The 26,794-nt window shown below is 61.6% G+C and carries 25 protein-coding genes; 9 read left to right on the plus strand and 16 right to left on the minus strand.

The features are described from left to right. The first annotated feature begins 190 nt into the window (after positions 1-190). The 4 genes from JG739_RS09030 (at position 191) to JG739_RS09045 (ending at position 5,424) form a co-directional block, all read left to right on the plus strand. On the plus strand, positions 191-1,273 hold the full coding sequence (locus JG739_RS09030) for a substrate-binding domain-containing protein (RefSeq protein WP_202366164.1): 1,083 nt from the start codon (positions 191-193) through the stop codon (positions 1,271-1,273). 84 nt (positions 1,274-1,357) lie between these two features. Then, positions 1,358-3,613: an ABC transporter permease gene (locus tag JG739_RS09035; RefSeq protein ID WP_202366165.1), complete on the plus strand. Its 2,256-nt coding sequence runs from the start codon at positions 1,358-1,360 to the stop codon at positions 3,611-3,613. Continuing rightward, complete coding sequence (locus JG739_RS09040; protein WP_202366166.1) at positions 3,606-4,394, plus strand: ATP-binding cassette domain-containing protein; 789 nt, start codon at positions 3,606-3,608, stop codon at positions 4,392-4,394. Before JG739_RS09035 ends, JG739_RS09040 begins: the two co-directional genes overlap by 8 nt. 313 nt (positions 4,395-4,707) lie before the next feature. Continuing rightward, positions 4,708-5,424, plus strand: a complete 717-nt coding sequence (locus JG739_RS09045; RefSeq protein WP_202367387.1) for a pentapeptide repeat-containing protein — start codon at positions 4,708-4,710, stop codon at positions 5,422-5,424. Between the two features lie 101 nt (positions 5,425-5,525). Here JG739_RS09045 and JG739_RS09050 read toward each other — a convergent pair whose 3' ends face one another. From JG739_RS09050 to JG739_RS09070, 5 genes are all read right to left on the minus strand, one after another. Then, the gene (locus JG739_RS09050) at positions 5,526-6,269 is read right to left on the minus strand and encodes a hypothetical protein (RefSeq protein WP_202366167.1); all 744 of its coding nucleotides are present in this window, start codon (positions 6,267-6,269) and stop codon (positions 5,526-5,528) included. Positions 6,270-6,286: 17 nt separating this feature from the next. Then, the gene (locus JG739_RS09055) at positions 6,287-7,729 is read right to left on the minus strand and encodes a relaxase/mobilization nuclease domain-containing protein (protein ID WP_202366168.1); all 1,443 of its coding nucleotides are present in this window, start codon (positions 7,727-7,729) and stop codon (positions 6,287-6,289) included. Beyond that, positions 7,726-8,064 carry a hypothetical protein gene (locus JG739_RS09060; protein ID WP_202366169.1) on the minus strand — a complete coding sequence of 113 codons (339 nt, stop codon included), beginning with the start codon at positions 8,062-8,064 and terminating at the stop codon, positions 7,726-7,728. Before JG739_RS09060 ends, JG739_RS09055 begins: the two co-directional genes overlap by 4 nt. Positions 8,065-8,488: 424 nt before the next feature. Next, positions 8,489-8,839 carry an ankyrin repeat domain-containing protein gene (locus tag JG739_RS09065; protein WP_202366170.1) on the minus strand — a complete coding sequence of 117 codons (351 nt, stop codon included), beginning with the start codon at positions 8,837-8,839 and terminating at the stop codon, positions 8,489-8,491. Beyond that, positions 8,839-9,648 (minus strand): hypothetical protein, encoded by an 810-nt coding sequence (locus JG739_RS09070; RefSeq protein ID WP_202366171.1) that lies wholly within the window; start codon positions 9,646-9,648, stop codon positions 8,839-8,841. The genes JG739_RS09065 and JG739_RS09070 overlap by 1 nt, the downstream gene beginning before the upstream one ends. Between JG739_RS09070 and JG739_RS09075 the strand changes: the two genes are divergently transcribed. Next, positions 9,641-11,365, plus strand: a complete 1,725-nt coding sequence (locus JG739_RS09075) for a type IV secretory system conjugative DNA transfer family protein (RefSeq protein WP_202366172.1) — start codon at positions 9,641-9,643, stop codon at positions 11,363-11,365. The genes JG739_RS09070 and JG739_RS09075 overlap by 8 nt on opposite strands. Then, positions 11,358-11,669 (plus strand): hypothetical protein, encoded by a 312-nt coding sequence (locus JG739_RS09080; protein ID WP_202366173.1) that lies wholly within the window; start codon positions 11,358-11,360, stop codon positions 11,667-11,669. Before JG739_RS09075 ends, JG739_RS09080 begins: the two co-directional genes overlap by 8 nt. A 4-nt stretch (positions 11,670-11,673) precedes the next feature. On the opposite strand, the gene JG739_RS09085 is transcribed toward JG739_RS09080, so the two are convergent. Then, entirely contained in the window at positions 11,674-11,928 is a 255-nt protein-coding gene (locus tag JG739_RS09085; RefSeq protein WP_202366174.1) for a hypothetical protein, read from the minus strand. A 52-nt stretch (positions 11,929-11,980) separates the two neighbouring features. Here JG739_RS09085 and JG739_RS09090 point away from each other — a divergent pair, with 52 nt between their 5' ends. After that, positions 11,981-14,326 carry a hypothetical protein gene (locus tag JG739_RS09090; RefSeq protein ID WP_202366175.1) on the plus strand — a complete coding sequence of 782 codons (2,346 nt, stop codon included), beginning with the start codon at positions 11,981-11,983 and terminating at the stop codon, positions 14,324-14,326. 35 nt (positions 14,327-14,361) lie between these two features. Here the strand turns inward: JG739_RS09090 and JG739_RS09095 are convergent, their stop codons facing one another. From JG739_RS09095 to JG739_RS09105, 3 genes are read right to left on the minus strand one after another with little or no spacing between them, the layout of a single operon-like run. Further along, entirely contained in the window at positions 14,362-14,664 is a 303-nt protein-coding gene (locus JG739_RS09095) for a hypothetical protein (protein WP_202366176.1), read from the minus strand. 38 nt (positions 14,665-14,702) lie between these two features. Further along, the gene (locus tag JG739_RS09100; protein ID WP_202366177.1) at positions 14,703-14,912 is read right to left on the minus strand and encodes a hypothetical protein; all 210 of its coding nucleotides are present in this window, start codon (positions 14,910-14,912) and stop codon (positions 14,703-14,705) included. Between the two features lie 31 nt (positions 14,913-14,943). After that, on the minus strand, positions 14,944-15,177 hold the full coding sequence (locus JG739_RS09105) for a hypothetical protein (RefSeq protein WP_202366178.1): 234 nt from the start codon (positions 15,175-15,177) through the stop codon (positions 14,944-14,946). A 552-nt stretch (positions 15,178-15,729) separates the two neighbouring features. Here JG739_RS09105 and JG739_RS09110 point away from each other — a divergent pair. Then, positions 15,730-16,356: a hypothetical protein gene (locus JG739_RS09110; RefSeq protein ID WP_202366179.1), complete on the plus strand. Its 627-nt coding sequence runs from the start codon at positions 15,730-15,732 to the stop codon at positions 16,354-16,356. A 66-nt stretch (positions 16,357-16,422) separates the two neighbouring features. Here JG739_RS09110 and JG739_RS09115 read toward each other — a convergent pair whose 3' ends face one another. Next, positions 16,423-16,788, minus strand: coding sequence for a phosphoglycerate kinase (locus tag JG739_RS09115; protein WP_202366180.1), 366 nt, complete (start codon positions 16,786-16,788; stop codon positions 16,423-16,425). Between the two features lie 293 nt (positions 16,789-17,081). Between JG739_RS09115 and JG739_RS09120 the strand changes: the two genes are divergently transcribed. Then, complete coding sequence (locus JG739_RS09120) at positions 17,082-18,320, plus strand: Fic family protein (protein ID WP_202366181.1); 1,239 nt, start codon at positions 17,082-17,084, stop codon at positions 18,318-18,320. Between the two features lie 12 nt (positions 18,321-18,332). Here the strand turns inward: JG739_RS09120 and JG739_RS09125 are convergent, their stop codons facing one another. The 6 genes from JG739_RS09125 to JG739_RS09150 are packed head-to-tail and all read right to left on the minus strand — an operon-like array spanning position 18,333 to position 26,696. After that, a complete protein-coding gene (locus tag JG739_RS09125) occupies positions 18,333-19,223 on the minus strand; it encodes an abortive infection family protein (protein ID WP_202366182.1) in 891 nt (296 codons plus the stop codon). An 8-nt stretch (positions 19,224-19,231) separates the two neighbouring features. Next, a complete protein-coding gene (locus tag JG739_RS09130) occupies positions 19,232-20,416 on the minus strand; it encodes a GIY-YIG nuclease family protein (protein ID WP_202366183.1) in 1,185 nt (394 codons plus the stop codon). Then, complete coding sequence (locus tag JG739_RS09135; protein ID WP_342216440.1) at positions 20,409-22,493, minus strand: DEAD/DEAH box helicase; 2,085 nt, start codon at positions 22,491-22,493, stop codon at positions 20,409-20,411. Before JG739_RS09135 ends, JG739_RS09130 begins: the two co-directional genes overlap by 8 nt. Then, on the minus strand, positions 22,493-23,587 hold the full coding sequence (locus JG739_RS09140) for a hypothetical protein (protein WP_202366184.1): 1,095 nt from the start codon (positions 23,585-23,587) through the stop codon (positions 22,493-22,495). Before JG739_RS09140 ends, JG739_RS09135 begins: the two co-directional genes overlap by 1 nt. Next, on the minus strand, positions 23,584-26,385 hold the full coding sequence (locus tag JG739_RS09145) for a class I SAM-dependent DNA methyltransferase (RefSeq protein ID WP_202366185.1): 2,802 nt from the start codon (positions 26,383-26,385) through the stop codon (positions 23,584-23,586). The genes JG739_RS09140 and JG739_RS09145 overlap by 4 nt, the downstream gene beginning before the upstream one ends. Continuing rightward, positions 26,382-26,696, minus strand: a complete 315-nt coding sequence (locus JG739_RS09150; RefSeq protein WP_202366186.1) for a HigA family addiction module antitoxin — start codon at positions 26,694-26,696, stop codon at positions 26,382-26,384. The genes JG739_RS09145 and JG739_RS09150 overlap by 4 nt, the downstream gene beginning before the upstream one ends. Between the last annotated feature and the right edge of the window lie 98 nt (positions 26,697-26,794).

Genomic DNA, 26,794 nt, shown 5'->3' on the forward strand with positions numbered 1-26,794 from the left:
GCAATAGGAGACCTTTCGCCGGCGCCGATGCTTCTCGCTCTGAGCCAATTCGTCTGTGCAAGTGAGGAGCACTATTTACCTGGACCGACTTTGCGCAGAATATCATCGAGTGGGAGGAGGCATTCGGACCCCTTCGATAAAGTTCGCCCGAGTGGCTTCCGACCTCGCTGGTTTCAAGGGAGGAGCAATCATGAGGCGTATTTTCTCGCTCGCGGTATGCGCCGCGGCGTTATTGTTCGGCGTCTCGGACGCCTTCACGCAGTCCGGCAGCGTCGAGAAAGCAGTCGGCGGCTACAGCTTCGAAGAAGCGGCAAAGGAGGCTCCCGGCACAAAGGACTTCCATTCGGCCGATGGCCACCTCACTTTCGCCATCGTGACGCATACGGCCGGCAACGGCTTCTTCGACCCGGTCTATGTCGGAGCCAAGGTCGCCGGCGACATGATCGGCGCCAATATCCTGCTGCTTGGTTCGGAATCGCCAACCGACGATCCCGCCCGCGAGATCGAAATTCTGAACCAGATCGTGCAGGATCCCACCGTCGACGGCATAATCATGACGACGCCGCAGGTCGGCGCTTATAACGACATCGTCAAGGCCGCCGAGGGGAAGGGCATTCCCGTCGCCACGACCAATTCGTTCGACGGCACGCTCCTTGACCGCAGCCGCATCAGCCATACCGGCCAGGACGCATCGGCCGCAGCGATCGCCGGTGAGGCGCTGGTAAAATGCCTGGCCGACAAGGGCATTGAGAAGGGCACGATCGTGCTACCGTCCTCGACCGCGATGGGCAACGTCGAGGTGAATAACCGGGTGACCGCCGCTTTCAATGCCATCGTCAAGGGGCTGAATGACGCCGGCAAACTCGCCAACTTCAAGGTCGACGCCGGTCCGGAGAACACCGGCATCGACACCAATCCGAACGATCCGGTGAACGGCATCGTCACGCTATTCGAATCGCGCGGCGATGTTGTCGGCGCTTTCGCCGGCAACAACGTGTTCACGCCGGCCCTTGCCAAGGCCGTCGCCCAGACCGGGAAGACCGGCAAGATCTGCGCCTACGGCTTCGACCTCGGCCCGGCTCAGCAGGATGCGTTGAAGAGCGGCGACCTGACCGGCGCGCTCGGGCAGCAGCCGTTCCTGCAAGGCTTCTGGCCGGTTATGCAGCTCTATCTGCAGATTGACCGCGGCATCGCGGCGGCCAATCTCGACACACGCGCCCAGCTCGTAACGCAGGAGGACGTCGAGAAGGTCGGCAAACGGTTCGAGAACTGAGTCCCGGTCGGACGTCTGAAATCGCTGCGGGAGGGCGCAAGGTCCCCCCGCAGCGGCAGCAGGGAAATTGACCAGAAGAGACCTATGGCGTTTATCGCGACCACATCGCTCGGCCGTGCGCCGTCCCAGATTGTCGGCGCCTGGGAGGCGGGGCTGCTCGCGCTGCTGCTGTTGCTCTATCTCGGCGGCGCTTTCGTCAATCCCGCGTTCTTCGGGTCAACCGAAGCGTTCCATGCGCTGCTCCGCGACACCTCGCGCGTTGCCATCATCGTGGTCGGAATGACTTTCGTCATCGTCAACAAGGACCTCGATCTCTCGGTCGGTTCCACTTATGGTCTGATAGCCGTGGTTTTCGCCAGGCTGTTCGCGCCAGGCTTTCTCGATCTCGACATCGTCACGTCGGTGATCCTCTGCGCGCTCTTGGGCACGGTGATAGGCCTCGTCAACGGCGTGCTCGTCACCATACTGAAAGTGCCGGCGTTTATCGCCACGCTGACGATGCTTTTCATCGGCCGCGGCTTCGTGCTCGCGCTCACGCACGGCCAAGCCATCTACTATCCCGCCAAGGCTAACGATTATCCGCTGTTCTTCGACATTGGCGAGACGAACGTCTTCGGCTTCAACAACCAGATCGTCATCTTCGCCGTCGTCGCCTTGATCGGCGCCTATGTGCTCGCCAAGACCCGTTGGGGCTATGAGACCTTCGCAACCGGCGGCAACGAGCAGGCGGCGTCCTATGCCGGCATACCGACGAACTGGGTGCGCATCCGAGCTTACCTGATCTCCTCGCTATGCGCGACCCTTGCCGGTTTGCTGTCGGCTACCCAGGACAAGGGCGTGACGCCGCTCTATGGCGTCAGCGGCGAGCTGACCGTCATTGCCGCCGTGATCATCGGCGGCGCCTCCATCCTCGGCGGACGCGGCCGAGTCGCGGGCTCCTGCCTTGGCGCCCTACTGGTGGTGCTGCTCGACAAGGTGTTGCGCGAGGGCTGGCCGATCACGCGCATCATCAAGATCGGCGACGCGGAAATAACCGTCAACGCGGTCTACTCGCTGCCTGTGGGCGCGGTGCCGGTCTTCCTCGGACTGCTCCTCGTCATCGCGGTGCTTATCGAGCCTTATCTCATCCGCCGCCAGCTCGCGGCGCGGCTCTGGGCATGGCTCCGCGGCAGGCCGCCACCCCCCGCCTACGAGATCGGCGGCGTCGCGATCGAGGGCGTGCAGACCAAGGGCGCGATGGCGACCGACATGGCGCTGTCGGCGGCTGGGCTCGGCAAATTTCTCGCCCGGCGCGACGCGCTCGCCATTATCCTGACGGTGGTGCTGTGGCTGACAGGTTTCGCTCTCAGGCCGGACTATTGGTGGAACCTGTCCAACAGCTTCGCGATCCTGCTCAACTACACCGAACTGGCGCTGATCACGATCGGGCTCACTTATGTCATCGCTGCCGGCGATATCGATCTTTCCGTCGGGGCGGTGCTTGCGCTTGCCGGCAGCACCGCGGCTTATTTCCTGAAAGTCCTCGGCGCCGACCCCCTCACCGCCGTCGCGCTGGGGCTGCTCGCGGGAATGGCCGCCGGTCTCGTCAACGCCATCGTCACGGTCGGATTCAAGCTGCCGGCCTTCATCGTCACGCTTGGCATGTTCTATATCGCCCGCGGCCTCGCCGCCTGGTTTGTTGCCGGCCAACAACTGACCGGCTGGCCCGAGGGCTACAACCTTCTTGGCCGCAAGGTGAACGACATTCTGCTGCACTATCGCATCGCGCTACCTGACGGACTGCTCCGCACGGTCGCCGAGGTGGTCAGCGTTCAGACCATCTGGATGCTGCTGGTGGCCCTGGTCGCCGGCGTCGTCCTCGCCTACACGCCGTTCGGGCAGAAGGTGTACGCGACGGGCGGCAACGTCCGCGCCGCCGCCTATGCCGGCATCAACACCAACCGGGTCCGCTTCGTCGCGCTCATGCTGGCCGCACTCTGCGCGACCATGGCCGGGATCATCAACGTCGCCTACTTCCGCAGCTTCAACCCGGTCGCCGGCCAGTTCCGTGAGCTCGACGCCATCGCCTCCGTGATCATCGGTGGCGGTTCGATCTTCGGCGGCCATGGCACCATCATCGGCGGGCTCGCGGGCGCGGCGGTGATCACCCTGGTTCGGGCGCTGCTGCAGCTCAATGTCCAGGGCTTCAGCATGCCGCAGCACTGGATCAACGTCTTCATCGGCGGCATTCTCATCGTCGCGGTGCTGATTGACATCTGGGTCCGTCAGGCCAACATTTTCGGACGCCTGCGGGCACGCCTCGCAAGAGGCGCACGAACACCGGAAACCACTCATGCGTGACGGGACGCCGCCCGAGCCGATCGTGGAAATGCGTGGCATCGAAAAAGCCTTTGGGGCGGTGCAGGCGCTCCGCAACGTCGACCTCGTGCTCTATCCCGGTGAGATCCTAGGCCTGGTAGGCGACAACTCGGCCGGCAAGTCGACACTCATGAAGATTCTGACCGGCGCCTATCAACGCGACACTGGGGAAATCTTCGTTGCCGGACAGCCGGTTCACTTCAAGAGCCCGCATGAAAGTCGCGACGCCGGCATCGAGATGATCTACCAGGACTTCGCGCTCTGCGGGAATATGGATGTCGGCCAGAACATCTTCCTTGGTCGCTGGCCGCTCAGAGGGCTCTTCGTCGATCGGCGAAAGATGTACGCGCAAGCCGACACAGTGCTGAAGCGGCTCAAGGTCGACGTGAACTCCGTTTATCAAAAGGTCGAGAGCCTGTCGGGCGGGCGCCAGCAATCCGTGGCGATCGCCCGCGCGATCTCGTTCGAGCCGCGCGTGGTGATCCTCGACGAGCCGACCGCGAATCTTTCGGTGATGGCAACCGAGCGCCTGCTCGAAACCATGCTGGAGCTGAAGAAGCAGGGTGTCGCCCAGATCATTATCTCGCACCGCCTGGTCGACATCTTCGCCGTGGGCGACCGCGTCATGGTGCTGAAGCGCGGCGAGAACGTCGGCGACCGCTACATCAGGAGCACGGACGAGCACGAGGTCTTGGAGATCATCGTCTCCGGAACGCGCGAGCGCGCCCTTACCGCCGATGAAGCGTTGACAAGGGAAAACTGACAGAGGCGGGAGAGGGATACCGCCAATACAGTGCTGTGACCGAATTCGTTTGCTGACGGGGCTTGTTAGTCAGCGCAAATAGGTCCGACTCCAGAATGATGCGCCTGGCCGGTGACAAATGAATCTCTGCTGGACCGCCGATGATATGGGGAGGCGCTCGCAAATCGCGCCCTACGCGCGGGTTGATCGGTTGATCAACATCAAAGCGTGAATATGAGAAATGCGCTAACTGTGACGGCGGTGGTCACCGTGGCTCGAGTGTCAGCAGATGTGGTAAGGTTGTGTGTCGGCGAGTAGCAGAGGTCCAGCAACAATGACTTTGAGGCCAGCCAGAGCTTACGGCGCATCCGGCTTGGTTCTAGCGGTGTGCAGTGTGTTTGCTTGGCAGAACGACGCTGCTGCTGACAATTGCCGCGCAGCCGCGGCGCCTGGCGTCAATTGGCACGAGTGTGACAAGAAGCTTCTCATCCTAGAGGGACAGGACCTGAGCGGGGCGAACCTGTTCGGTGTTGATTTCACTTCGACCGACCTCAGGAACAGCAATCTCCTTGCGGCAAATCTTGAGAAGGCAACGCTTGTGCGTGCTTCCCTGGCCGACTCGACCGCCAAAGGCGCCCGGTTCGACAGAATCGAGGCCTACAGGACCGACTTCAGCCGTATGGACGCGCAGGGCGCTGTGTTTGCGAGCGCGGAAATGCAGCGCTCGAATTTCCAGGACGCCAATCTGACCAATGTTGATTTCACAAAGGCAGAATTGGGGCGTGCGCAGTTCCATAACGCCGATATCAGCGGCAGCCGCTTCTCGTTTGCCAATCTCGCACGGGCGGACTTCCGAGGAGCGACGTTCACCGCGCCGATAGATTTTGACCGCGCCTTTCTCTTTCTGACCCGTATCGAGGGCGTCGACCTTTCCAATTCGGCGGGTCTGTCCCAGTGGCAGCTCAACATGGCTTGCGGAGACGCCCGGACCGAGTTGCCTTCTGGCCTGACGAGGCCTGAAGATTGGCCCTGTCAATTCCAGCAGGAATAGTTGTCGGCAAGCGAACTGCGGCAATGCTGCGCCGGACAGGATGAAACTGGGCACCGCTATGTCATTGTAGGCGCTTTGTAATTTTTGGTCGAACTGTCAGCTCATCGCCAGACGTAGTCCGCTGGCACGATGCAATAGCCGATCACCTCAGGCTGCTCCGCCAAGTCGTAAACGTGGATGTCGGATGTTTCGACCGCCACGTTCGACCTCGGTATCGGGGCGCTGAAACGAACGGCGATGACGCAGCCTTCTGGCGAAGTCTCTGAACGCCGGGCGCACGCGTGGGACAGCGCGTACGAGCTTTCCTTCGCGAAGGAGAGCGATTGCAACTTCGCGGTAAACTTGAAGCCTTCAGCGACGATGGCGGCCAGGTTGCTCCGCGCTGTTCCGTGAAAGGCTACAAGGCTGTCGCTTTCCATAGCGGCGGGGAACAAGTGATAGCCCTTTTCCTCATCAGGCCACGGGAAAGGGGATTCTTGAATGGTTGGCGTCGACATCTTTTCGAGTTCTTGCGTAGTCGGTTTCTCCAGCCCGGCATCGCCCGGCCGCGGCGCACCAAGATGTTCTCCACCCACCGCGCTGTAGGCGGCATAAAGCAATTGCTGCGCCTCGCGGACACAGTAGAACCAATATGGGTTCAAAATCACTGAGCCGTGGTTGACGAGTTTGTCCTCGATGAGGTCCACGACCAGCTTCGTGACATGGACTCCTTCGTGACAGCCGAACGTTCCTGGCCCGTACCGGCTCTCTAGGCTCGGGTAATCGGGAACTTCGCTCTCGGCCTCATCGCGCCTACGCTCTTCGAGTAAAGCGATGCGCTCCGGTTCATACTCATCCCTGCTCATACCGCTCCCCGGTTTCTTTATTCCCAGCCGGGTCCGCCGCGCTGAGGTCCAATTGGCTTTTGTCTAGCCTGCGCAAGCCGCTCTTGCATCCGCGCGCGACGTTCATCTGCGGCTGTTCCCATAGCATCATCGCTGCGTTTGGCCGTGATCTCCAGCCCCGTTTCACGCACCTCGCGTTGGCGCTGCTCGGTCTCCGCGAGCCGCAATTGGTCCTCAACGCGGGTTTCCCGAACTAGGTCACGGATAAGGCTCCGCCGCTCGCGCGCCTCGATCATATCGAGCGCAGCTGCGCGCTGGTGGACGCCCTTGCACTCGCGCTCATGCCGGCGGTCCAGCGCCTCGTTTTCCAGACGATGCCGCTCGGCCGGGTTGAGCGCCGGGTTGCGCCTCAAGTGGCCGACCACGGACCGAAGGCCGGGAACGCGATCCATCAACTCGAAGAGCTTGCCCGCGAGGACGTTGAACAGCCGGCCGTCCTCCGCCTTCTGCGCCGCATGCAGCGCCATGCGCTCGCTTGCATGCGTAAGGGCCAGCTTCTGGCTCCTGCTGTCGATGACGCGCCTGCGTCGTACCGCCTGCTTGGCAGCAAGCTCGGCGGCGGACTTCGCGCCGCGCTGCCGGGCCTTTTCGCGCAGCCGCTCGTCGACCGCCCGCTGGCGGTCGGCCTGCTCGGCCCGTGCCGCTTCCACGGTCGGCAGGCTCACTGCCGGCAAGGACGTGAGGCGCGCCTTCACGTCCTTGGTGCGCACGCCGTCAATCTGCCGCGCGAGGGCATGAACATGACCCGCGCGGTCCACGACGACATAGGCGCGACGCTCGCCCTGCGCTAGGACGTATCCGGCCCGTTCCAGTCCGGCGCGGAAGGCTTCCGCACTGTCGGACGCCCGGAACAGGCTGGTGATGGCGCTGCGTCGCTGCTCGGGCGTGATGCCGGACGCTTCGGCCATAGCCTTCTCTGCGAACGAGACGTCGCGGGCCTTCTCGAACCGCGCGTCGCCCCGGTCCTCGGCGAGACCGACCGGCAGGGGAAGACCATAGGCATGGGCCAGCTCCCGCGCGCAGGTGCGGAGCTTCATGCGGTCATGACTCATGGGGACGGCGCGCATCTGCTCGACATCGATGCGGGACCAGACGACGTGGCAATGCTCGCGGCCGTTCTTCACGTGGAAGACCACGGCGCGCGGCTGGCCGGTCAGGCCCAACTTGCCCTCGATATGGTCGATGGCGGCCATGTACTGCTCGCGGCTCAGGGGCTCGGCCGGGTTGATGGCGAGGCTGTAGAGGGGCTGCTTGCAGCGGGTCGCGCGGGCTATGCCGGCGAACTCCGCCAGCGCGCCGTGCAAGTTGTCGGCCACCACGCCGCGCAGCTGCGCAATCTCGACGCGCGTGTTGTCGTACTCGTTCGACAGGTGTGTCGCGAGATCGGCAGCCCCGGTGCGCTGGTTGCCTTTCAGGATCATGGGCGCATCCCCAGGGCCTGAAGGCAGGCCGTTCGCATTTCGGCGAGGTCGCGCCATGCCGCCGCGAGGTTCGGGTCGTCCGCCGGCACGACGCCGGATGCCTGCATGGCGCGCAGAGTATCGGCGATGTCGCCGAGCCGGCTTAGGACGCGGGCAGCATCTTGCCGGTCGGGAGCGGGCCGGCCAGCGGCCTCGTTCAACGCAGCAGTCCGCAGGAAGGAAGCCACGGGCACGCCCGTCCCGCCGGCACCCCGGCGCACGGCTTCCAGCTCCTGCTCGTTGAACCGGGCAGACAGTGAAATTCCGCGCTGTCGCTTCTCGCTGGCCTTCGCCACGGCCGCCTCCTGTCGCGCATCCGGGGACGCGTGATCCCCGGCCGGGTCCAGCCACGGTGTGCTGGTGCATGGGTGTTCCAAGAGGGAGAGGTGAAGTCACCCTCTTGGTCGATGGGTGTCCAGAGGGAGCGCGAAGGCTCCATTTGGTCCAGTGCAGCGGGATACGCTGCGTTGCACGGCAAGGCTCGATGCCGCCCGCCGGGCAATGCCGGGGGATGCAACGGGGGCTGGCTAAAGCCCCCTTGCCAAGATGGAGCGCGGACTCTCCGCGCGCACATCTTGCAACGCACAGAAGATGTAAGTTTCAGTGTAGGGGAACAAGGTTAGGAACGGCTTAAAACACGCTCCCGACGCCCTTCAGAAACAGCACGGCGTCAAATTTCCCAGCAGTTTACAGAAGATAGCGCGATTGGTCAAACATTGGTCACTTCGCACTCACGGCTCTTGCTTCAGCTTCGACGATGTAATCAGCAAGGCCATCATCGACCCGGCATTCAGCGGCGATGACACTCGGCCAGCGACCCTTGCCGTCTGGGCCGAATGGTGCATTCCAATTTTCGATCAGGATGCGCGCGAGAGGCAGGTTGTTCGTGCCGACCGCGATGTGCAGCGCCGTGAGCCCGGTGACGGGTTCGGCGGCGTTCACATCGGCTCCATCTTCAAGCGATGCGATAACAGCAGCGCTATCGGCGGCGTAAGCGGCACGTAGCAAAGCGCCGTTCGGATCAGGGCCGCCGGAGTGATCACGACCGCGCTGAGGGCTTGGGGCGGCCATCAGGCATCCTCCTGAAGCCGGTCGAATAGGACCAGCGTGCTGCTTTGCGGACTGGTTCCGACGGCCGGTTCATCTAGCCCGGCGCGCGACTCGTGGCCATGCCCGCCCAGTCGGCCTTCAGCCGCCCAGTCGAGCCAGTAGACCCGGGGCGTTCCGGTCAGGATGTTGCGCAGAACGATGAAGAACGAGCCGTTCGGGTGAATGGCGATGCCTTCGTAAGCGCGGCGCGGCCCCGCCTCCGGACCTGTCTCGCCGGGCGGCTTGCGGTCCCAATTGGTGACCTGCTCCCGGACGATGGCGTAGGGGTGCGCGCGCTGCGGCTCGATGGCGACGGCGGAGAAGGGAACCCAGTCTTCAGCGTCGCCCCTGTAGACCCGCATAGCCCCGCCTGGCTCCGGCGCGCGCCGGGCTCGTCCGGCATACGCGCCGGCGATTTCGGGCGGGACGGGCCGGCAGTCGTGCCCGTCCCGCCAGACCCCGAGGAACGCGGCCATCTGCTCGCCGAAATCGGCAAGGGGGTCGCTGTCCGGCAGCGTCGCGATGAACTGCGCGCAGAAGCGGACGAGCGCGTCGTTAGAGCGGTGCGTGTCGCCGAGGAACCGCTGAAGCGTCTTCAGCGGGACACGGTCAAGGCCGAGCTTGTTAGCCTTTGCAATCTCCCCTTGGAGCGTCGGCACGCCGATGCCGCGCTGCTGCATATAGCGCAGCAGCGCGCGGCGGATTCGGTCGCGGTCCGCAAGGTCAAACCGGTTCTTTGTTTCCGCGATCTGCGCCGTCTCCATCCCGCAACCTGACCAGCCTTTGCCCAAGCAGGGCATCCGGCCCTTCGGCTATTTCCAGAACACAAACGCAGTTTTGCACAAGAGCTGGGAAAGAAAAACGGTCATGGCAAACCAGAAGCCGCAAGGCTCATCAATCAGTATGTTCGCGCTCGCCGCCGCGTGCGCCTGGGGTGCTTGGAGCGTTCCGAATGAAGCCGGCCAGTGGTTCCTGGGTGCGTCCAGCACCCTTGCGCTGATTGCTGGCGCTGACCGGCGGCGGGCCGAGCAGGACCGTGAGCGCAAGCGGCGTGCGGCCGAGACGCCAAGCGGCGTCTATGGCACGGCGTCGTTCATGACGCCGGAAGAGGCGAAGCGCGCCGGGCTCACCAATCCGGCCGGACTGTTCCTCGGCGCGCTCAACGGCATGATGCTGTTCCACACGGGGAAGGCGCACGGGCTCGTTGTGGCCCCGGCCCGGTCGGGCAAAGGCATCAACGCGGTCATCCCGAATCTGCTGCATTCGCAGGGAAGCGTTTGCGTCGTCGACCCTAAGGGCGAGCTGGCCGGTGTGACGGCCCGGCACCGGCGGAAAACCTTCGGCCAGAAAGTGATCATCCTGAACCCGTGGGGCCTTCATGGCCTGCCGCAGCACCGGTTCAACCCGCTCGCCGATCTCGTCGACCTGTACGAAGACCACGCGGCCAGGCGCGGCCTGACCGAAGAGGTAGCGGCGCTCGCGCTTCAGCTCATCCCCGAGCCGGAGGACGCACGGAACAAATTCTTCCGGGAAGGCAGCCGCAAGCTGCTGCGGGCCTTCATGCTGCATTTTTGCAGCCGCCGGCAACCGGACCGCTGCACGCTGCCGGAGCTGTGGCGCGTGCTTCAGAATGCAACCCGACTCGATGCGACGCTGGTGGAGATGGCGGGTTCCGACGCGCTCGGCGGCATCATTGCAGACCTTGCCGACGACATTGCCCGCACCGTCGAAAAGAATCCCGAAACCTTTCAGAGCTTCATCGAAGGAGCGACGCAGGCCGTGTCGATTTTCGACCCGGCCGGCTGGCTCGCGGACAGCGTCGCGGCCTCGGACTTCTCCTTCGCTGAAATGAAAACCGGCAAGGTCAGCGTCTATCTCGTCATCCCGCCGGACCGGGTGGCGACGCATGGGGCGTGGCTTGGCCTTTTGACGCGGCAGGCTATTGCGGCTGTGGCGCGCCAGCCCGGCAATAGTCCGGTTCTCTTCATGCTCGATGAGTTCGCCAACATGGGCAAGCTCGCGGGCCTGTCGGAAAGCCTGACGCTGCTTCCGGGGCTGGGCGTGCGCGTCTGGATTATCGTCCAGTCGCTCGACCAGCTGCGGGCCGTCTATGGGCGCGAGGCAACCAACACCATCCTCTCACAGGCCGAAGTCCAACAGTATTTTGCAGTCCAGGACCACGGACTCGCGAAGATGCTTTCGGACGCGCTCGGCCAGCGGACGGTGAAGACGCTTTCCATCAATCTTGGCCGCAAGGAAGACGACGACCCCGGCGAAAGCCGCAGCGAAGCGGCGCGGCCCCTCATGACCGCCGATGAAATTCGCATGATGGGGAAGAGCGAGCAAATCCTGCTTATCCAGTCGCTGCCGCCCATACGGGCGCAGCGGGTGCCGTTCTGGTCGGTGGCTCCTTGGTGTGACTGGGCAGCGGCGAATCCGGTTGAAGGCTCTCATCCGCGCCCCGAGCCATCTTTCACCCTTAACTACCGGGAGAAGCGCCATGACTGACCGCAAGGACTATGAAGTCACCGTCACCTCGCCCGGCCGCAAGGATAGCTCCCCCGAATGGGAAAGGCGGCTGTACAGCATCGCCGAGAGGCTGGACGCCTGCCTCGGTGTTCGCTTCTGGACGATAGCCGGGCTGGTGCTGGTCAGCCTTGTCGCCGGCACCCCGCACATCCTCGTCCAGTATCAGTGCTATGGGCGCTGCGGCCCGACAGCGACCGAGTTGAACTGTCAGTATTACGGAATTCGGGGCTGGAAAACTGCCGAACCGTCGGCGGGCAAATGCCAGCGGATTCGGCTGCTGTAGTCATCTAGATGCCGAACTCGTCGGCGGCAGATTGGTAGGCTTCGAGGAGATCAACCTCGTTCATGGGCGTCTTCTCCGGAACCACGAGAACCCGGCCGGTGATGGAAATGCCGGCCGGGATATAGAGCACTAGGCCGCCCTTGGGCGATATGGTGGCGGTGCCGACGCGGTGCGCCTTGTGACGCTTCTGGCCCTTGTACTCGAAGTTCTCGAAAACGATCAGGTCATAACGCTCCGAAACTCTCTGCCTCCCTTTCATAAAACATTCCTTCTGTATTTTTTAATAAAGGTAAGTGTATCATTAAACAGGAATGAAACATCGTAAGTATTTATTTTCGATATTGCTTTTCTTTTTTCTCGCGATTCCCGGAATTGCGCAGGCGGCGTGCATCAATCCCGCTGGTGAGGCGGGCGCGGTCGCCTTTGATGGTGGCAGTGCCGCCATGCAGTATTGCAATGGCTCAGACTGGATTGCGTTTCCGAAGGGACCTGGCGCGGCCTGCTACATCGGCTCATGGACTGCACGCACGGTAGCGTCAGGCGATTGGTATTCCATCACCTACGGCAACGGCCTGTTCGTTGCGGTTGCGTATAGCGGCACAAATCAGGTGATGACCTCGCCGGACGGGATTAACTGGACAGCGCGCGCGGCACCGGAAGCGAACCAGTGGTATTCGGTCACGTACGGCAACGGGCTGTTCGTTGCGGTTTCGCAAGACGGCACCAACCGGGTTATGACGTCCTCGGACGGCATCACATGGACCGCACGCGCTGCGGCGGAGGCGAACTGGTGGCGAGGAGTCGCCTACGGTAACGGTCTGTTCGTTGCGGTGGCAAGAAACGGCACGAATCAGGTGATGACGTCGCCGGACGGGATTAACTGGACAGCGCGCACGGCGGCTGAGGCGAACTTATGGCAGGCAGTCGCCTACGGAAACGGGCAGTTTGTTGCGATTACGGGCAACGGCGGCGGCAGCGTCATGACGTCTCCAGACGGGATCACATGGACGGCACGCACGGTAGCGTCAGGCGGGTGGTATTCCGTCACCTACGGTAACGGTCTGTTCGTTGCGGTGGCGAACGTGGGCACCAACCGCGTGATGACCTCGCCGGACGGCATCACATGGACCGCGCGCACGGCGTCTGAGGCGAACCCGTGGGCCTCCGTTACCTACGGCAACGGGCTCTTCGTGGCGGTGGCGGTGAGCGGTACAAATCAGGTGATGACCTCGCCGGATGGGATTAACTGGACAGCGCGCACGGCGCCGGAAGCGAACCAGTGGCAGGCAGTCACCTACGGCAACGGATCGTTCGCGGCTGTGGCGGTCAACGGCACGAACAGGTTGATGGCGACGGATTGCGGGGCCTCCGCCCCGGACCACGGCTACTTGGTTGCCACAGATTTCGCTCTCACGTTTCCGGATGCAAATTTCGGCGCTCTTGCCGGCGCGAACGCCGCCTGCCTCACGCATCTGCAGTCAGCAAACTGGCTCGGTAAGTCAGATGCGGTTGCGGCCGGCCAGCTCCATGCCGCCAATGTGCAGGCATGGCTGTGCGATGACAGTACCTGTCAGGACATGGAGCCGGGGGCAGACTACCGCCTTGCGACAACTTACCATCCGACAGCAGGCGGGTACACGGCGACAGCGACGGCCAGCGGCTACTACCCGGACGACGGTCTGTTGTGGGACACGCCAGATGCCTTCAACGACTTTCATTGGATCATATCCGGGCGCACCAGCAGCAATCAGCCTGCGACCGGCTTGACGTGCAGCAACTGGACATCCGGATCGACTGCTAACAACACCAATTTTGGCGTTACGGATACTGGCTACTATCCTGAGCGTCTTGCCAAGTTTACGGACCAATGCGGGGCGACCACCGTAATGTGCATGGTGCATCTTCAGCCGGCCTGTACCGGTCCTGACGGGATGGCCGGCAGTATGATCTTCAACGCCGACTATCGGGTCGCGCAATGGTGCGATGGCTCAAACTGGTGGCGGATGGGACCGCTTAACCCGCCGGGGCCGAACGACGGCTGCACAGCACCGGTGCAAGAAGGCGGAACACTAGTCTTCAACGAAGAGTACCGGGTTCTGCAATACTGCGACGGCGACACCTGGAGATTCATCGGCAGAATGCCCTGTACCGCATGCGGGGGAGCCCCTGACAAGAAGGTGGTTTTCTACACACTTAGCGAGTTCTCAGGGCACAGTATTGGCGGCGTCGCCGGTGCAGATGCCATTTGCCAGGACCGGGCCAACAAAGCAGGACTGGTCGGCACCTATAAAGCGTGGATCGCAGGCTCTGATCCTGCGAGCGCGCCGGCAACGCGCTTCATCCATTCGCCCGTTCCCTACGTGCGCGTGGATGGTATCGTGGTGGCCGACAATTGGACCGATCTAATCGATGGGTCACTGGATAATTCCATTGGCTCCGAAACGGGTTACTTGCCGCCCAGTGCGAACGGCGTGCGAACGAACGTTGCCACGGACGGAACTCAGGCTGGGTCAGCGCCAACTGACCACTGTAGTGATTGGTCCGCAAGTGGAACTGGGCGCATCGGCCATCGAACCCAAATAGACTCCGACTGGACAGACTATCTGTCGTCATACAATTGCGCGGCGGCTAGTAGACTATACTGCTTTGAGCAATGATCTTGAATAGGCACTCCTATTTGCGCGGCTTACTCTCAGAAGAGCGCAAGTTGTTTGTCGGCGGGGTCTTTGATGCCGTAGACGAGCCGCGCCATAGCGATGCTGCTCTTGCCCTCAAAGGTCGGCTTCATGATGACGTGGTTGTGGACGCCCCATGAAATCCAGATCTTCAGGCCGGCACCCTGAAACGTCAGGTCCAGCGTATCGGGTCCACCGGAGCCGCCGAAGATGCCCAACTCGAAGGTGAGCGCTTCGGCCAGTTCGGCGTCGGTCATGCCGAGCACGGCGCGTTCGGCCCATCGTTCTTTCGAGCGGGAAAAGCCGCCGGTCGCGCGCATGAAGCCTTCGCGCCGGTCGGCGTCGGTGAGGGGACGGGTCATTGCTCGTCCTCACTTTCAGCGTCGAAGTACATTTCGGCGAGGCGGTCGCACGTGGCGAAGTCGATGTTGGCTGCCACGCAAAAGTGCTTCAGGTCGGCGAGCAGGTCGGAGACGGCTTCCTGACCGTATGTGGGACTGTCACCCCGGCTCCAGGCGGCGCGCGCCAGCGCGGCGCGGGCGGTTTCGACATGGGAATGCTTGCGCATGATGTTGTCCTCCGAGCGGTGGGAGGGGCGCTTACGCGCCCGCTCCGTTGTTATTTTCGCTCGGATGGCGGAGGACGATGCGCCCGCCGTTTACCGGCACCAGGTCGAGCTGAAGGGTCAGGCCCTCGCCGTCCTGATGCGTCCAGGCCGCGCCGATGCGGGTCCAGAAGGCTTTGTCCTCGTTTCCGGCGACGTGCCAGGCGATGTAGGCCGGACTGCGGGTTTCGCGGGCGGGGCGGCGGTTCTGCTTTTCATTGCGTGCCATGATGTAAGCTCCTTTCGCTTGGGGTTTCTCGACACGCTGACCTTCAGAGCGGGCTTCGAGCCGCAAATGCACCGCAGGGAAACAGGCAACACGGGAGCGCAGCGAACGGAGCGGGCAGCCTGTTGCATCGGCGGCGTGCTCGCTCAGGTTCAGGCGTGATCAGTCGAGCAAAACCCAAAGCGGATGGAACGCGCGATCATCATCTGAAGGCACGGCAACGGCAGAGCCGCCGCCGCGATCCGCGAAATCATGACCTGCACGCGGGCGGAGCGTTGGCGGCGTCTTCGTCGCGGAACAGAAAGCCCTTCGGCCCGATTCTGATTTGGTGCGGTGCCGGGGCATCGGGAACGCCAAGCGAACCCGGCATGATCTTAATGCCGGTTACCGGAGGAAGCGGCTCGGAGTCGGCGCAATCCGCCGGTGCGATAATATAACTTACGGAAAATAGGGCACAGGGCGGCAATCAAATCAACGATTTGGCAGGCACCGGCGCATTCGCATTTTCCAGATGCCGTGCGACCACGCGTTCCGCTCGTGCAGCGTGACCAGCTTGTGGCCACGACCGGCGGCGGTCTAGCCCGCATAACGGATGCAGCTCAAGCGAAAGGAGTTGCACCGATGACAAATGAACCGACCACACATTCCGCCGGTCTCGAACTGAGCGAGGATTTCGTAAATCGTGCTGTGGCGCTGCGCGGCGGCAAGAATCTCGACGGCGCGTTCCTGATGGACCTGCTGGAAGCCGGTCTTGCCATCATGGAGCTGTCTCAGGGCCATCACAATGAGCGCTGCACCAACCCAAAATGCAACGGTTGCCGTCTTCAGATGCCGGAACCCTCGCCGACGGTCATGGTGGAGTTTGCCGAGCTTCATGCCCAGCTGGACAGAGTGGCCGAAAATGCGGCGGACGGACAAAATCCGCAGCGGGCCATTACCTTGCAGGTCTCGGACGCGAGCCTGATTTTCATGGCCTGGCTCGACCGCCTCATCGAGAGCCGCATTCAGGGGAGCCTGCGCGTCGTCGGCCCCGCCATCGATATCGACAGGCAGGCCGATTTCGACCGCGCCGGGCGGTATCTGGCAAACCTTCTGGTCGGCAACCTGGAAGACCAGTTGGCGGAATTCATCGAGGGGCGGCATCCCCTGCTCTTTCCGCCGCGCAGGGCGAAGGCGAGCTGAGAAGCTGCCGCATCTACTGAACAAAGAAACGGGCCGGCTTATCGCCGGCCCGTTTCGCGTTGGGGACTACCACCACGACGAGTAAAAGACCGTGAGTCCCTCGGCGATGGCATTGCGGGCCTTGGCGATGAAGCGAAGGTCGTCCTCGATTTCGGAGCCGTCGCTCTCGCCGAAAAAGAAGCCGGACGTCGGTGGCAGGCTGCGAGAACGGATGTCGGATTCGAGCCGGTCCAGGTCTTCGCGCGTCAGCAGTAGATTGACACAGTTGAACGATGTGTCTTGCCCGCCTTTCTCGCGGTACAGGCGTTCCATCCAGCCGTGCAGGTTGGGATGTTTGCGCCAGTAGTGCAATTCGCCGTAGTTCGCGACCTCGAAGTCCACGGCGGTTGCCGGTGCGTCGAACAAGAAGTGAGCGTACATATCCAGTCCCATTGTCTTTCCTTTCGTTCGTTGTTGATCGTCCCGAAGGACGCGGACGAAAGGCCGGGCGGCATGGGCTGCCGCCGTCATAGTCAACACGGTCCGCCCCTTGGCGGGGTGGTGCGGGCGGACCATTGAAGGGCAAAGCGCCGTCCGGCAGGACAGCGGAATTTCCGAGGGCTACAACGAACGGAAGATGCCAAGGGCTGGCGTTGCCTGTTGGCCCACGAAGCGGCCATAAAAGCGGACATCCGAACGGCCGAGAACCACTGGCTTATGGCATAAGCGCATGGTATTGTTGATGGATGAGCGATAGTAAAACGGACATAAAAGCGGACATGGAAGCGGCGCTATCTGACCGGGGGGAAGCCATCGGCCTGATGGAGCCCATGCTGGTCGGGGAGTCTTCCACGCGCCGCACGGCCGTCACCGACCTGGCGATTGAACTGGCAAGCCGCTCAGCGGGTTTCCGGCGCAGCTTGCCGGACGGCGTTACGGCGGCGCTTGCGCAGCTCGTTCGTGCCATGAACTGCTACTACAGCAATCTCATTGAAGGGCACGACACGCACCCGGTCGACATAGAGCGCGCGCTGAAGGATGACTACAGCGCCGATGCCAAGAAGCGTGACCTCCAGCTCGAAGCCAAGGCACACATTGCCGTGCAGCAATGGATTGATGCCGGCGGGCTGGACGGCCGCGCGGTCACCGTGGACGGGTTGCGCGAGATACACGGGAGGTTCTGCGAATTGCTGCCCGAGGCGATGCTTTGGGCAGCGAACCCCGACACGGGCGAGCGCATGAAGGTCGTGCCCGGCGCGTTACGCGATAGCGATGTCAAGGTTGGGAGGCATGTGGCGATCAGCCCAGGCGCGGTCGGGCGGTTCCTGACCCGGTTCGAGCAAGCCTATAGCCGCCTCGGCAGGACCGACACGATCCTTTCTGCGGCTGGAGCGCACCATCGCCTGTTATGGATTCACCCGTTCCTCGACGGCAACGGTCGCGTCGCAAGGCTCATGTCCTATGCCATTCTGCGGGAGGCGCTCGACACCGGCGGCATATGGTCCATTGCGCGCGGGCTTGCGCGGAATGTCGACCGTTACAAGGCGCATCTGGCTGATTGCGACCAGCCGCGCCGGAACGATCTCGATGGCCGGGGCACGCTTAGCGAACAAGCGCTCGCGAGCTTCACGCGGTTCTTCCTCGAGACCTGCATCGATCAGGTGGCATTCATGGAAGAATTGGTCCAGCCGAACAGGCTGCGCGACCGCATTCTAATATGGACTGAGGAAGAAATCCGCGCCGATAAGCTCCCGCCGAAATCGGGGGCGGTTCTGGAAGCTGTTTTGTTCCGAGGCGACCTGCCCAGAGGGGAGGTCACCGCGCTGCTGGGCACGGGCGAGCGTCAGGCGCGCCGCATCACATCCGCTCTGCTCGACCGAGAGGTGCTGACCTCGGAAAGCAGCCGTGCGCCGCTGCGGCTGAACTTTCCAGCTAAGCTCGCCTCGCGCTGGATGCCAGGCCTGTTCCCGGAGCAGGTCGGATAGCGGCGTCGCTGGCTATGCCGGATCATCATGCCGACGCAAGGCGCGGGCTGGAAACTTGCGCTGCCAAGTCTCTATCAGAAACAGAGCAACCGTGCTGGCGGCATGGATGGCGAGACGCCCGATGCGAGCGTCGACGCGCGCGTAGCCTCGTTCCCGACCATGGGCGTCGCCGGCATGGGTGCGCAACGCGCCGATGCCGTTGATGACCGTCGCCAGCCCGCCAAGGGTGGTGCGAACATCATCGGCAATCAGCGAGTCGAGGTCGCTGCGGTCGGGGGATAGGCCAAGGGGCTTTTTGACGGCGTTGAAAAGGCCGGACACATCCTTCTTAGCCGGCAAAGGCTCCCCCAGTTCAATGAGGATGGACCGGCAAACGCTCTCAATGGTCGAACATGCGGCGGTAATGGCGTCCTCGGGGTCGCTATCGATACTCGCGAGGGCGCGGTCAAGGTCCCTTCCCACCGTGTCAAAGCTGATCGTATCGGCCACGCCCGACAGCCGTTCGACAACTGGCGTTGCATGACCAGCAACAACGAGCCGGACGCGGAGTCCTTGCTGCAGAAGTTCAAATCCGTCGTAGCGTAGCACGCCATTGAGGTATTCTGTCACGGCGGCATGGCGCGGAGGATCGTTAGCAAAATCGCGGGGGTCGGCGGCGGCCTCGATGATCCTGGGCAGCACTTTCTCCGGTTCATAGCCCCTGTTTATTTCGAGCAGGCAGTCGACAAGCGAAGGCAACCGCGACCCGGCAACGCGGAAGTCCACGTTGCAGCCGCGCATGAATGTCTCGATCTTCGGGCCGCTGCGGTAAATGCCGATGGGCGGCGTCGGGTCGTTCCCGCCCCCGCCGCTGATAACCTGAGCCAGAGCCTCGATGGATTGAGGAGAAAGTGGAAACGGCAAGGCGACTCCTACTTGTCCGCGCGCGTCAGAGCCGCCGCCTTCGGGTCATAGCGATAGCCGGTGATGGTGCCGTCCTTGATCCGTTCCACGGCCTGATCCACGACGAACAGCGGTACTAGGAACCATTCGCGCGGGATGACCGGATTGCCGAAGCGATCCTTGATCTCGATGTCGAGCCGGGCCGGATCGAAGATGCGATGGATGAGGTTTTCGAGCCGCGTGCGGTTGATATTGTAGAGTTCATAGGTGGCGACGATCTCAACGTCGGCCAGCAGAAATGTCGGATCGAGCTTCGCGTTGGTGATCCGCGTTTGAACCTTGCCGCCGGTCACACCGATCTTGTGCAGCACATCGCGGTGCTGGGCCACGACCGGGTTGTCGGATTTGCTGCGCAACACATAGATCGTGCCACTGGCAAGGTCGCCGTCTTCGCTCTCTCCGGCGAACAGTGGCCCGGCGGCAGGGTCAGTGATCCGCCGTCCGGCGTCGTCGCGGTGAAGCGCGCGCTGCAATGAGCGCAGCAATACGTCACTCTCCGTCCCGTTGTCGTAGATGACGCGCAGGCGACTGTCGCGCCGGTCGTATTCGGTCATGAACTCCTCGCCCACTTCCGCGACATAGGCAATCTGGCCGCCGACGATGAAGAACTCGCCCTTTTTGATCTCAGCCATTGTCTGGAACGGCCGCGTCTGGCGAATGCCGGCATCGAGGTCTTTCCTCACCTGGGCGAACAAAGGCTTGAACGTCTCGAAATCCTTGCAGACGGTGCGGTTGGCGATTTCCTCGGCGGCGCGCTTGTCGGCGGCGGTGCGCACATGGCGAAGCTCGGTAATGTCCGACGCGCCGGCCATGCCCTCCAGCTCGGCCAGCAGCTCATCATCGTCCATCGATTCGACCGGCGCGGCAGCGGCTGTCGTCGCGCCAGCCAGAAGTCCTTGGTGGTCTAACGGGACGAGAAGCGAGCGGCATTCCTCGCTCGCGCGCAGCCGGTCGAGGCGCACGGCATAGAGCCGCTCGAAGATGTCGTTGCATTCCCCGTGCTGGGGAGCACGGCCGTGCGCATCAGCGAAGCGCTGGATTTCCTCGAAGCCGGCGATGATGCGTTCCTCGCGCGGGGACCGGCCTCCCTTCTTCTCGGGCGGGGCGAAGTCGGCGAGTTCCGTCGCCAGTTCGTCAAGATCGAAATCAGTCATAGCGGCCCTCTTTCTTGAACCGCATGAAGGCGGTTGCGCCTTCGGCCATGCGCTTCTCCCAAGGGTCCTGCGCGTCGATGGCGGGAAGCCGCCCGCGCTCCTTCTTGAACCTGGCCGCGCGGACCGCAAGCTCCTTCGCTTCCTCCGGCGTCAGGCTGGTGCGCTTGGCGGCAATCGCCGCGGCGACCTGTTTCAAGCTGTCCTCGCTCATGGTCTTGGCGAGGATGGCATAGGCTTCGCCGAACGGATTGATCCGGTCGATCAGGTCGATGTCGAGTTCGGTCACGCTCAATGCGAATTTGCGCACGCCGTCGATCAGAGCGGTGTTGGCGGATGGCTCGTCGCTGCCGCCGCCCCCGCCGCCGAGCGCGATCTGCTTGGCCTGCTGCGTCAGGTTGAGGGCGGCGATGGCGTGCTGGCGCACAGCCTCCTGATCAGCTTCGTCCAGTTCGGGATATTTGTCCTTGATGATTTTGCCCATTCTGACCTGGGTCAGTTCCTCGGGGATCAGTTCCTCGTCGAACAGACCGCGCTCAATAGCGGTTTTATCCTGGACGAAGGCCGCGATGACCTCGTTCAGATCCTCGGTGCAGATACGTGCAGCTTCCTGGCTTTTCGGCTCCGCCAGCCCCTTGATCTCGATCTGGAACTGACCCGTCTGCTCGTTGAAGCCGACATTGGTCTTGTTGGGATCGTAGCCGCCCTCGCCATAGTCGAAGCCCTGAACCGGACCGCTCTGCAAGTTCTTCGGTGTGAAGTTGAAACGCGGCGCCAGCACCTGCTCCATGAGCAGGCTGGCGGCGATGGCTTTGAGAGTGTCGTTGACGGCCTCAGTCACGGCGTCCTCGGACGCATCCGGCTCGGCGATGAGGTTGGTGAAGCGGGAGCGAGTTTTGCCCGGCGCGTCGCGGGTGGCGCGACCGATGATCTGAACGATCTCGGTGAGGCTCGACCGATAGCCCACGGTGAGCGCGTGCTCGCACCAAATCCAGTCGAAGCCCTCCTTCGCCATGCCGAGCGCAATGATGATGTCGACATGGTCGCGGTTGTTTTTCTGACTTGCGTCCTTCAGCGCGGCGGAAACCTTGTCGCGCTTGCCCGGATCGTCATCGACGAGATCGGCAATTTTCAGTACCCGCCCATCCGGTGTCTTGACCATCTGGAAGCCGGTGACAGGATCGGCCCCCTGCCATTCGCCCAGGGCCTCAATGATGTGTTCCACCTCCTTGATCTTGTCCTTCGTGCTTTCGCGCGAATTGACGGAGGGGATGTGGACGATGGTTTTCTCGGCTGGATCGAGCACCTTAAGGATGTCGTCGGCATAGGAGCCTGAATAGAAGAAATAGCCGATATCGAGCTGCTTCAGATATTCGTAGCCGTTGAGCTGCTCATAATAGGTGTAGGTGACGGTATCGAATTTCGCCTCGTCCTGCGGGTTCAGCACCGGCACAGCGTCGCCCCGGAAATAGGAGCCGGTCATGGCGACGATATGCACCTTGTCGCGGGCGATGAATGCGCCGAGATGCTGGCCCAGCTTGCTGTCGGGATCGGCGGAAACATGGTGGAATTCGTCTACGGCGATCAGCCGGTCATCGAAAGCCTCCACGCCGAATTTATCTACGGCGAAGCGGAAGGTCGCATGGGTACAGACCAGCACCTTGTCGTCCCCCTCAAGGAAAGCGCCAAGCGAATTGACCTTGCCACCGTTGTCGGAACCTGGGGCATTGCAGAGATTCCATTTCGGCTCCACGCGCCAGTCGGTGGAGAAGCCGTATTTGGAAAGCGGCTCGTCATGGAAACTCGCGCCGATGGATTTTTCCGGCACGACGATGATGGCCTGTTTCAATCCCTGATTGGCGAGCTTGTCGAGCGCGATGAACATCAACGCCCGGCTCTTGCCCGAGGCCGGTGGCGACTTGATGAGAAGATACTGCTCGCCGCGCCTTTCATAGGCGCGTTCCTGCATAGGCCGCATGCCGAGCGCGTTCGCTTTGGCTGAGGAGCCGTTGCTGGCATAGGAGACTGAAACGGAAGGAACCGCGAGCATGCCTTCACCGTCGTTCTTATTGCCTGCCATCAGAACACTCCCCACTCGCGGCCGCTTGTCATTTTGAATGCGCCGTCAATCGCGCGGCTTCTCTTCAACCAATTCGCTTTGTCCGCCGGCGTCCCCAAGGTTAAGTCAAATGCCTTTGGACCCAACTGTCGGAAAATTAAGAGCTGGCCATCGTAGGTAACCGGTCCACCTGCGCCTGGAATGGGGAGATTCAGCTTGTCCATCTTGTTGTCGCTGTAGGTCAGCGAGTATTGTTCCAAATTCCCGGCATTATAGCTTATCAGGACGTTTCCAATGTGAGTATTCGTTGGTAAGTCAGTTGGTGGAAAGCCAAAGAATACGCGCGAAAGTCGCTTCATCATCAGCTGGCTTCCGGGCAGAAGCGGGCCTCTATTTTTTGTTATGTTGCCTGCTTCGATCCAAAAATTTCGGCAAACTCTTAGTTTCTGCAGGTTTGCGCTAGAAATCGCACCTGCACTGGTGTCGCTGGTTGCAACGTCATCCTCCGTTGGGGTGGGCTTTTTGAGGTTTTCTGCGCTTTCGAAAACTTTGGCGTAGTCTGTTAGCAACGCTGCATTCAAAGGTGTTGCGGCAGCCCACGTCGCTGCGTACCAATCGCGCAGCGCCTGCAGGGCGGCGACCGACGTTGGCTCATCCGGGACCAATCGATCCACACTGATTGCAAGCCCGGCCTCAACACCCCTCGACAATCCAGACCGTGAGAGATTGCCAGACCCCGAAAGGGCGTAATCTCGTTGGTCACTGCGCATCAAATAGGCCTTCGGGTGAAAGGGCACCCTCGGTATACCCCCATGAGCCAAGCAGAATTGGGCGTCGTACACGCGGACAGATGAAGCCGGCATTGCAAGCATGGCACCAAGGGCGACAGGCTCCGTTCGGCAATAGTCAAATGAGGTAAGCCATCTCTTCTCTAGGGCATTCCACCCAGCCCCCAATGTCGCGGTGCTGCGCACGACCAGATCACTAAGGCCTCCTGACGTGATGTATGCTGCGGCTACGTCCATCGCTTCGATCCCGGCCTGCGATAGAATGCCGTCAATGGCTTCGAGCGTTGTTCGCGAGGTTGGCTGCGCGATGTAATCGACTTGAGTCATGCGCGGCCTCCCGTCCCAGTCGCCATTTGCTCCCTGCGTTGACCGCCTTTCTGATCGTCCGCGTACATTGCGAAGAGCTTTTCGAGTCGCTCAGTGTCATTCCTAAATTTCCGCCCAATGTAGATGCGCTCGACGATCTCATCGTTGCGGTCGTGAGCTTGCTGCAAAGACGGGAATGCACCTTCCATCTCGTCAGGATCGTACATTTCGCTGATTGACGCCGGAAAATAGCTTTCTCGCGTCAACAGAATGTTGGTCGCGGAGTCGTTCAAATCCGACTCATTTTTCGCAGTAAGGCGGGGCAATGGGAACGTGTTCCAGCCCAACGTGTTGGAGTACCGGTAGTCCGTTTTGAGCTTTCCACAGACTGCTGCTATCCAGACAAGGTGAAGGCGGGAAGCGATTAGCGAGAGCGTCCACAATGGCGCGTCGTAAATTGCGAATGCGCTGTCGGCGATGATCGCGGACGCGTCCAACAATCCGACTGGGAGATATGTTCTGCGCTCCGAGCTGTGACGGGGCACTATCAGAGTGTTGACCTTGGCAGTGCCTTGTATTTGGACAAATCGGTAGGGAGCCTTTGCATAGTCGCGCGTCGATCCTGCTTTGCTCGAAAGTCGCATCTCCTTCACGGCATCCAGTCGTTTTGCTATCTGCGTCGACCGCAGAGCGTCCTGGTGCTGAGCTTTTTCGATCCAAAGACAATATCGTGCTTTGCCTTGGATGAAGTCCTCGGATCCGACAAATCGCCTCAGATACTTATTAAATACGTCATCGTGGCGAGGCCTTGTTGCAGTAAGTTCCTCTTGTGTAACGATTAGGTTTCCCCCGTCGCGCGGCATATTTCCGAACAACATCGGAGCACGGCCTCGCCCCGGCTCGCGCTTGCCTTCAATAACGAGGTTCGGGCCGTCTACGAGATATGGATTAATGTTATTGCATATCTTTTCTTGAGTCGATCCGTCCTGATCGATTGAGTATAGCCTCCGCCGCTTCCCCTCAGAGTTGGAAATGCCAACAATAATTACGGTTACGCCGGCATTATAGCTTGCCAGATTTGCCCACTTGAAAGATGTATGAGCAAAGACAATTTCGTGATTAGTTGCAAGTATCGCAGGCCACAGGAGTGGCACTTGTTGCCCCTGACACAGCGAGTTTGTGGTAACAAAGGCGGATGCCGCGCTAGTCTTCGTGCCATAATCTGCCGCCCTCATAAACCATGCAGCTACGTAGTCGAGGGACTTCCATCCTTCGATTCGCCCGTCGAAGACGTTGCCCAGATCGGACTTTTGCTCATCTGATTGAAGCTTATTTCCGAGATATGGAGGGTTCCCACAAATATACGTTTCGCCACCTTCGTTGTCGAAGTCGATCTGCGCCTGATTGAGAGGGGTATGAAACAAATCATCGGCCTGGAACTTTACGCCGGTGCCGGTCGGCGGGCAGATGCTAAGCCAATCAAGCCTCAGCGCATTGCCGCAGGTAATCCAGTTTTCCTTGTCGAGCGGCAGGAATTCGGCCAGTGCCTCCTTCTGTCCCCGATAAAGAACGTCGCACTGAAATTCGGCGATGATGAGTGCCAGCCGCGCAACCTCGGCGGGGAAGTCGCGCAACTCGATGCCGCGGAAATTGGTAAGCGGGATTTCCGTGCGGCGGTCGGCCTCGCCGCGTCGCCTGTTGATCTCGGCCTCGATGGCGCGCATTTCCTTGTAGGCGATGACAAGGAAATTGCCTGAACCACAGGCGGGGTCGAACACCCTGATTTTCGCCATACGCTTGCGCAGGTTGAGCAGCATGCGGGCGTTATCGCCAGCCTCTTCAAGCTGGGCGCGCAAATCGTCGAGGAAAAGCGGGTTCAGCACCTTCAGGATGTTCGGCACGGATGTGTAGTGCATGCCGAGCGCGCCGCGTTCCTCATCCTCGGCGACGGCCTGGATCATCGACCCAAAAATGTCGGGATTGATCTTCGTCCAGTCCAGCTTGCCGATGTGGATGAGATAGGAACGCGCAATCTTGCTGAAGCGCGGCACTTCCACGCTGCCCGAGAACAGCTCGCCGTTCACATAAGGAAAGTCGTCCGCCCATCGCGGGATGGCGGCGCTCGCCCTGTCTGCGCGCTTCGTGTTCATGGCGCGGAACAGCTCGCCGATCACCTCGTGGGTGTTCGACGAGTCCTTGGCGCTCATCCGGTCGATGGTGTCGGTGAACAGGCCGGTGCCGCTGAAGATGTCGGTGTCTTCTGCGAAAAAGCAGAAGATCAGCCGCGCCATGAAATGGTTCATGTCATGACGGCGGGCGGCGCTTCCCCATTCGGGGTTGTCCTTCAGAAGCTCGACATAGAGCCGGTTCATGCGGCTCGTGGCGCGGATGTCGAACGAGCTTTCGCGAACCTGCCTGACGGTGGTGATGCCGGCGAGCGGCAGGAAGAAACCAAAATGGTCGGGGAAATCGGCGTAAGCGCAGGCGACCGGCGCGTCGTCGGAGTCCAGGTTCTCCGCCTCGAACGTCTCGCCATCGGTAGCGAGAATATAGCGCGCCTTCGCCTTCGCGGTTGCCGGGCTCGCCTTCAGCGCTGCCAGCGTCCGCGTGACTTCGCCCGGCGCGCAGACAGCGATATGTATGTGATTCCGTTGCAGGACACCGCCCATATCCGAGCTGTTCGACGCGCCCGCGCGCAGCTTCTTGATCGTCGTCGCCTTGTTGCCGAAGGCTTCGAGGAAGCGATAAGGGAACTCAGCGCCGTCGAACGGCTGCTCGGCCAATGCCGATATGGCTTCCTCGATCTCGACGGCGTTCATGCGGCTCCTTCTCCTTCCAAGCCAGCGCCGCCGCGCCGGACGGGCAGTTTGGCAATCTCGCGCCCGGCCTTTTTCTCGGCCATGCGGATGTCGTATGCGTTTTGCAGGCGCAGCCAGAACTCGGCGGAGTTTCCGAACCAGTGCCCCAGCCGGAGCGCGGTGTCGCCGGTGATGCTGCGCCGGCCGTGAATGATCTGCGTGACCCGGTTGGGCGGGACATTGAGGTGGCGCGACAGCTCGGTCGGCGAAATGCCCAGCTGCTGAAGCTCATCGGCGAGAACCTCGCCGGGATGTACGGCTCGACGAGGCATGACACGCCTTCCCCCTATGAGGTGATTGTCCCGATTCTGACGTTTGACATCAAGCGTAAAAATCGAGGGCAGCGGACTTGCCCACCGTTCTGTAAATT

It is taken from the genome of Mesorhizobium sp. L-2-11 (assembly GCF_016756595.1).
GTDB lineage: Bacteria > Pseudomonadota > Alphaproteobacteria > Rhizobiales > Rhizobiaceae > Mesorhizobium.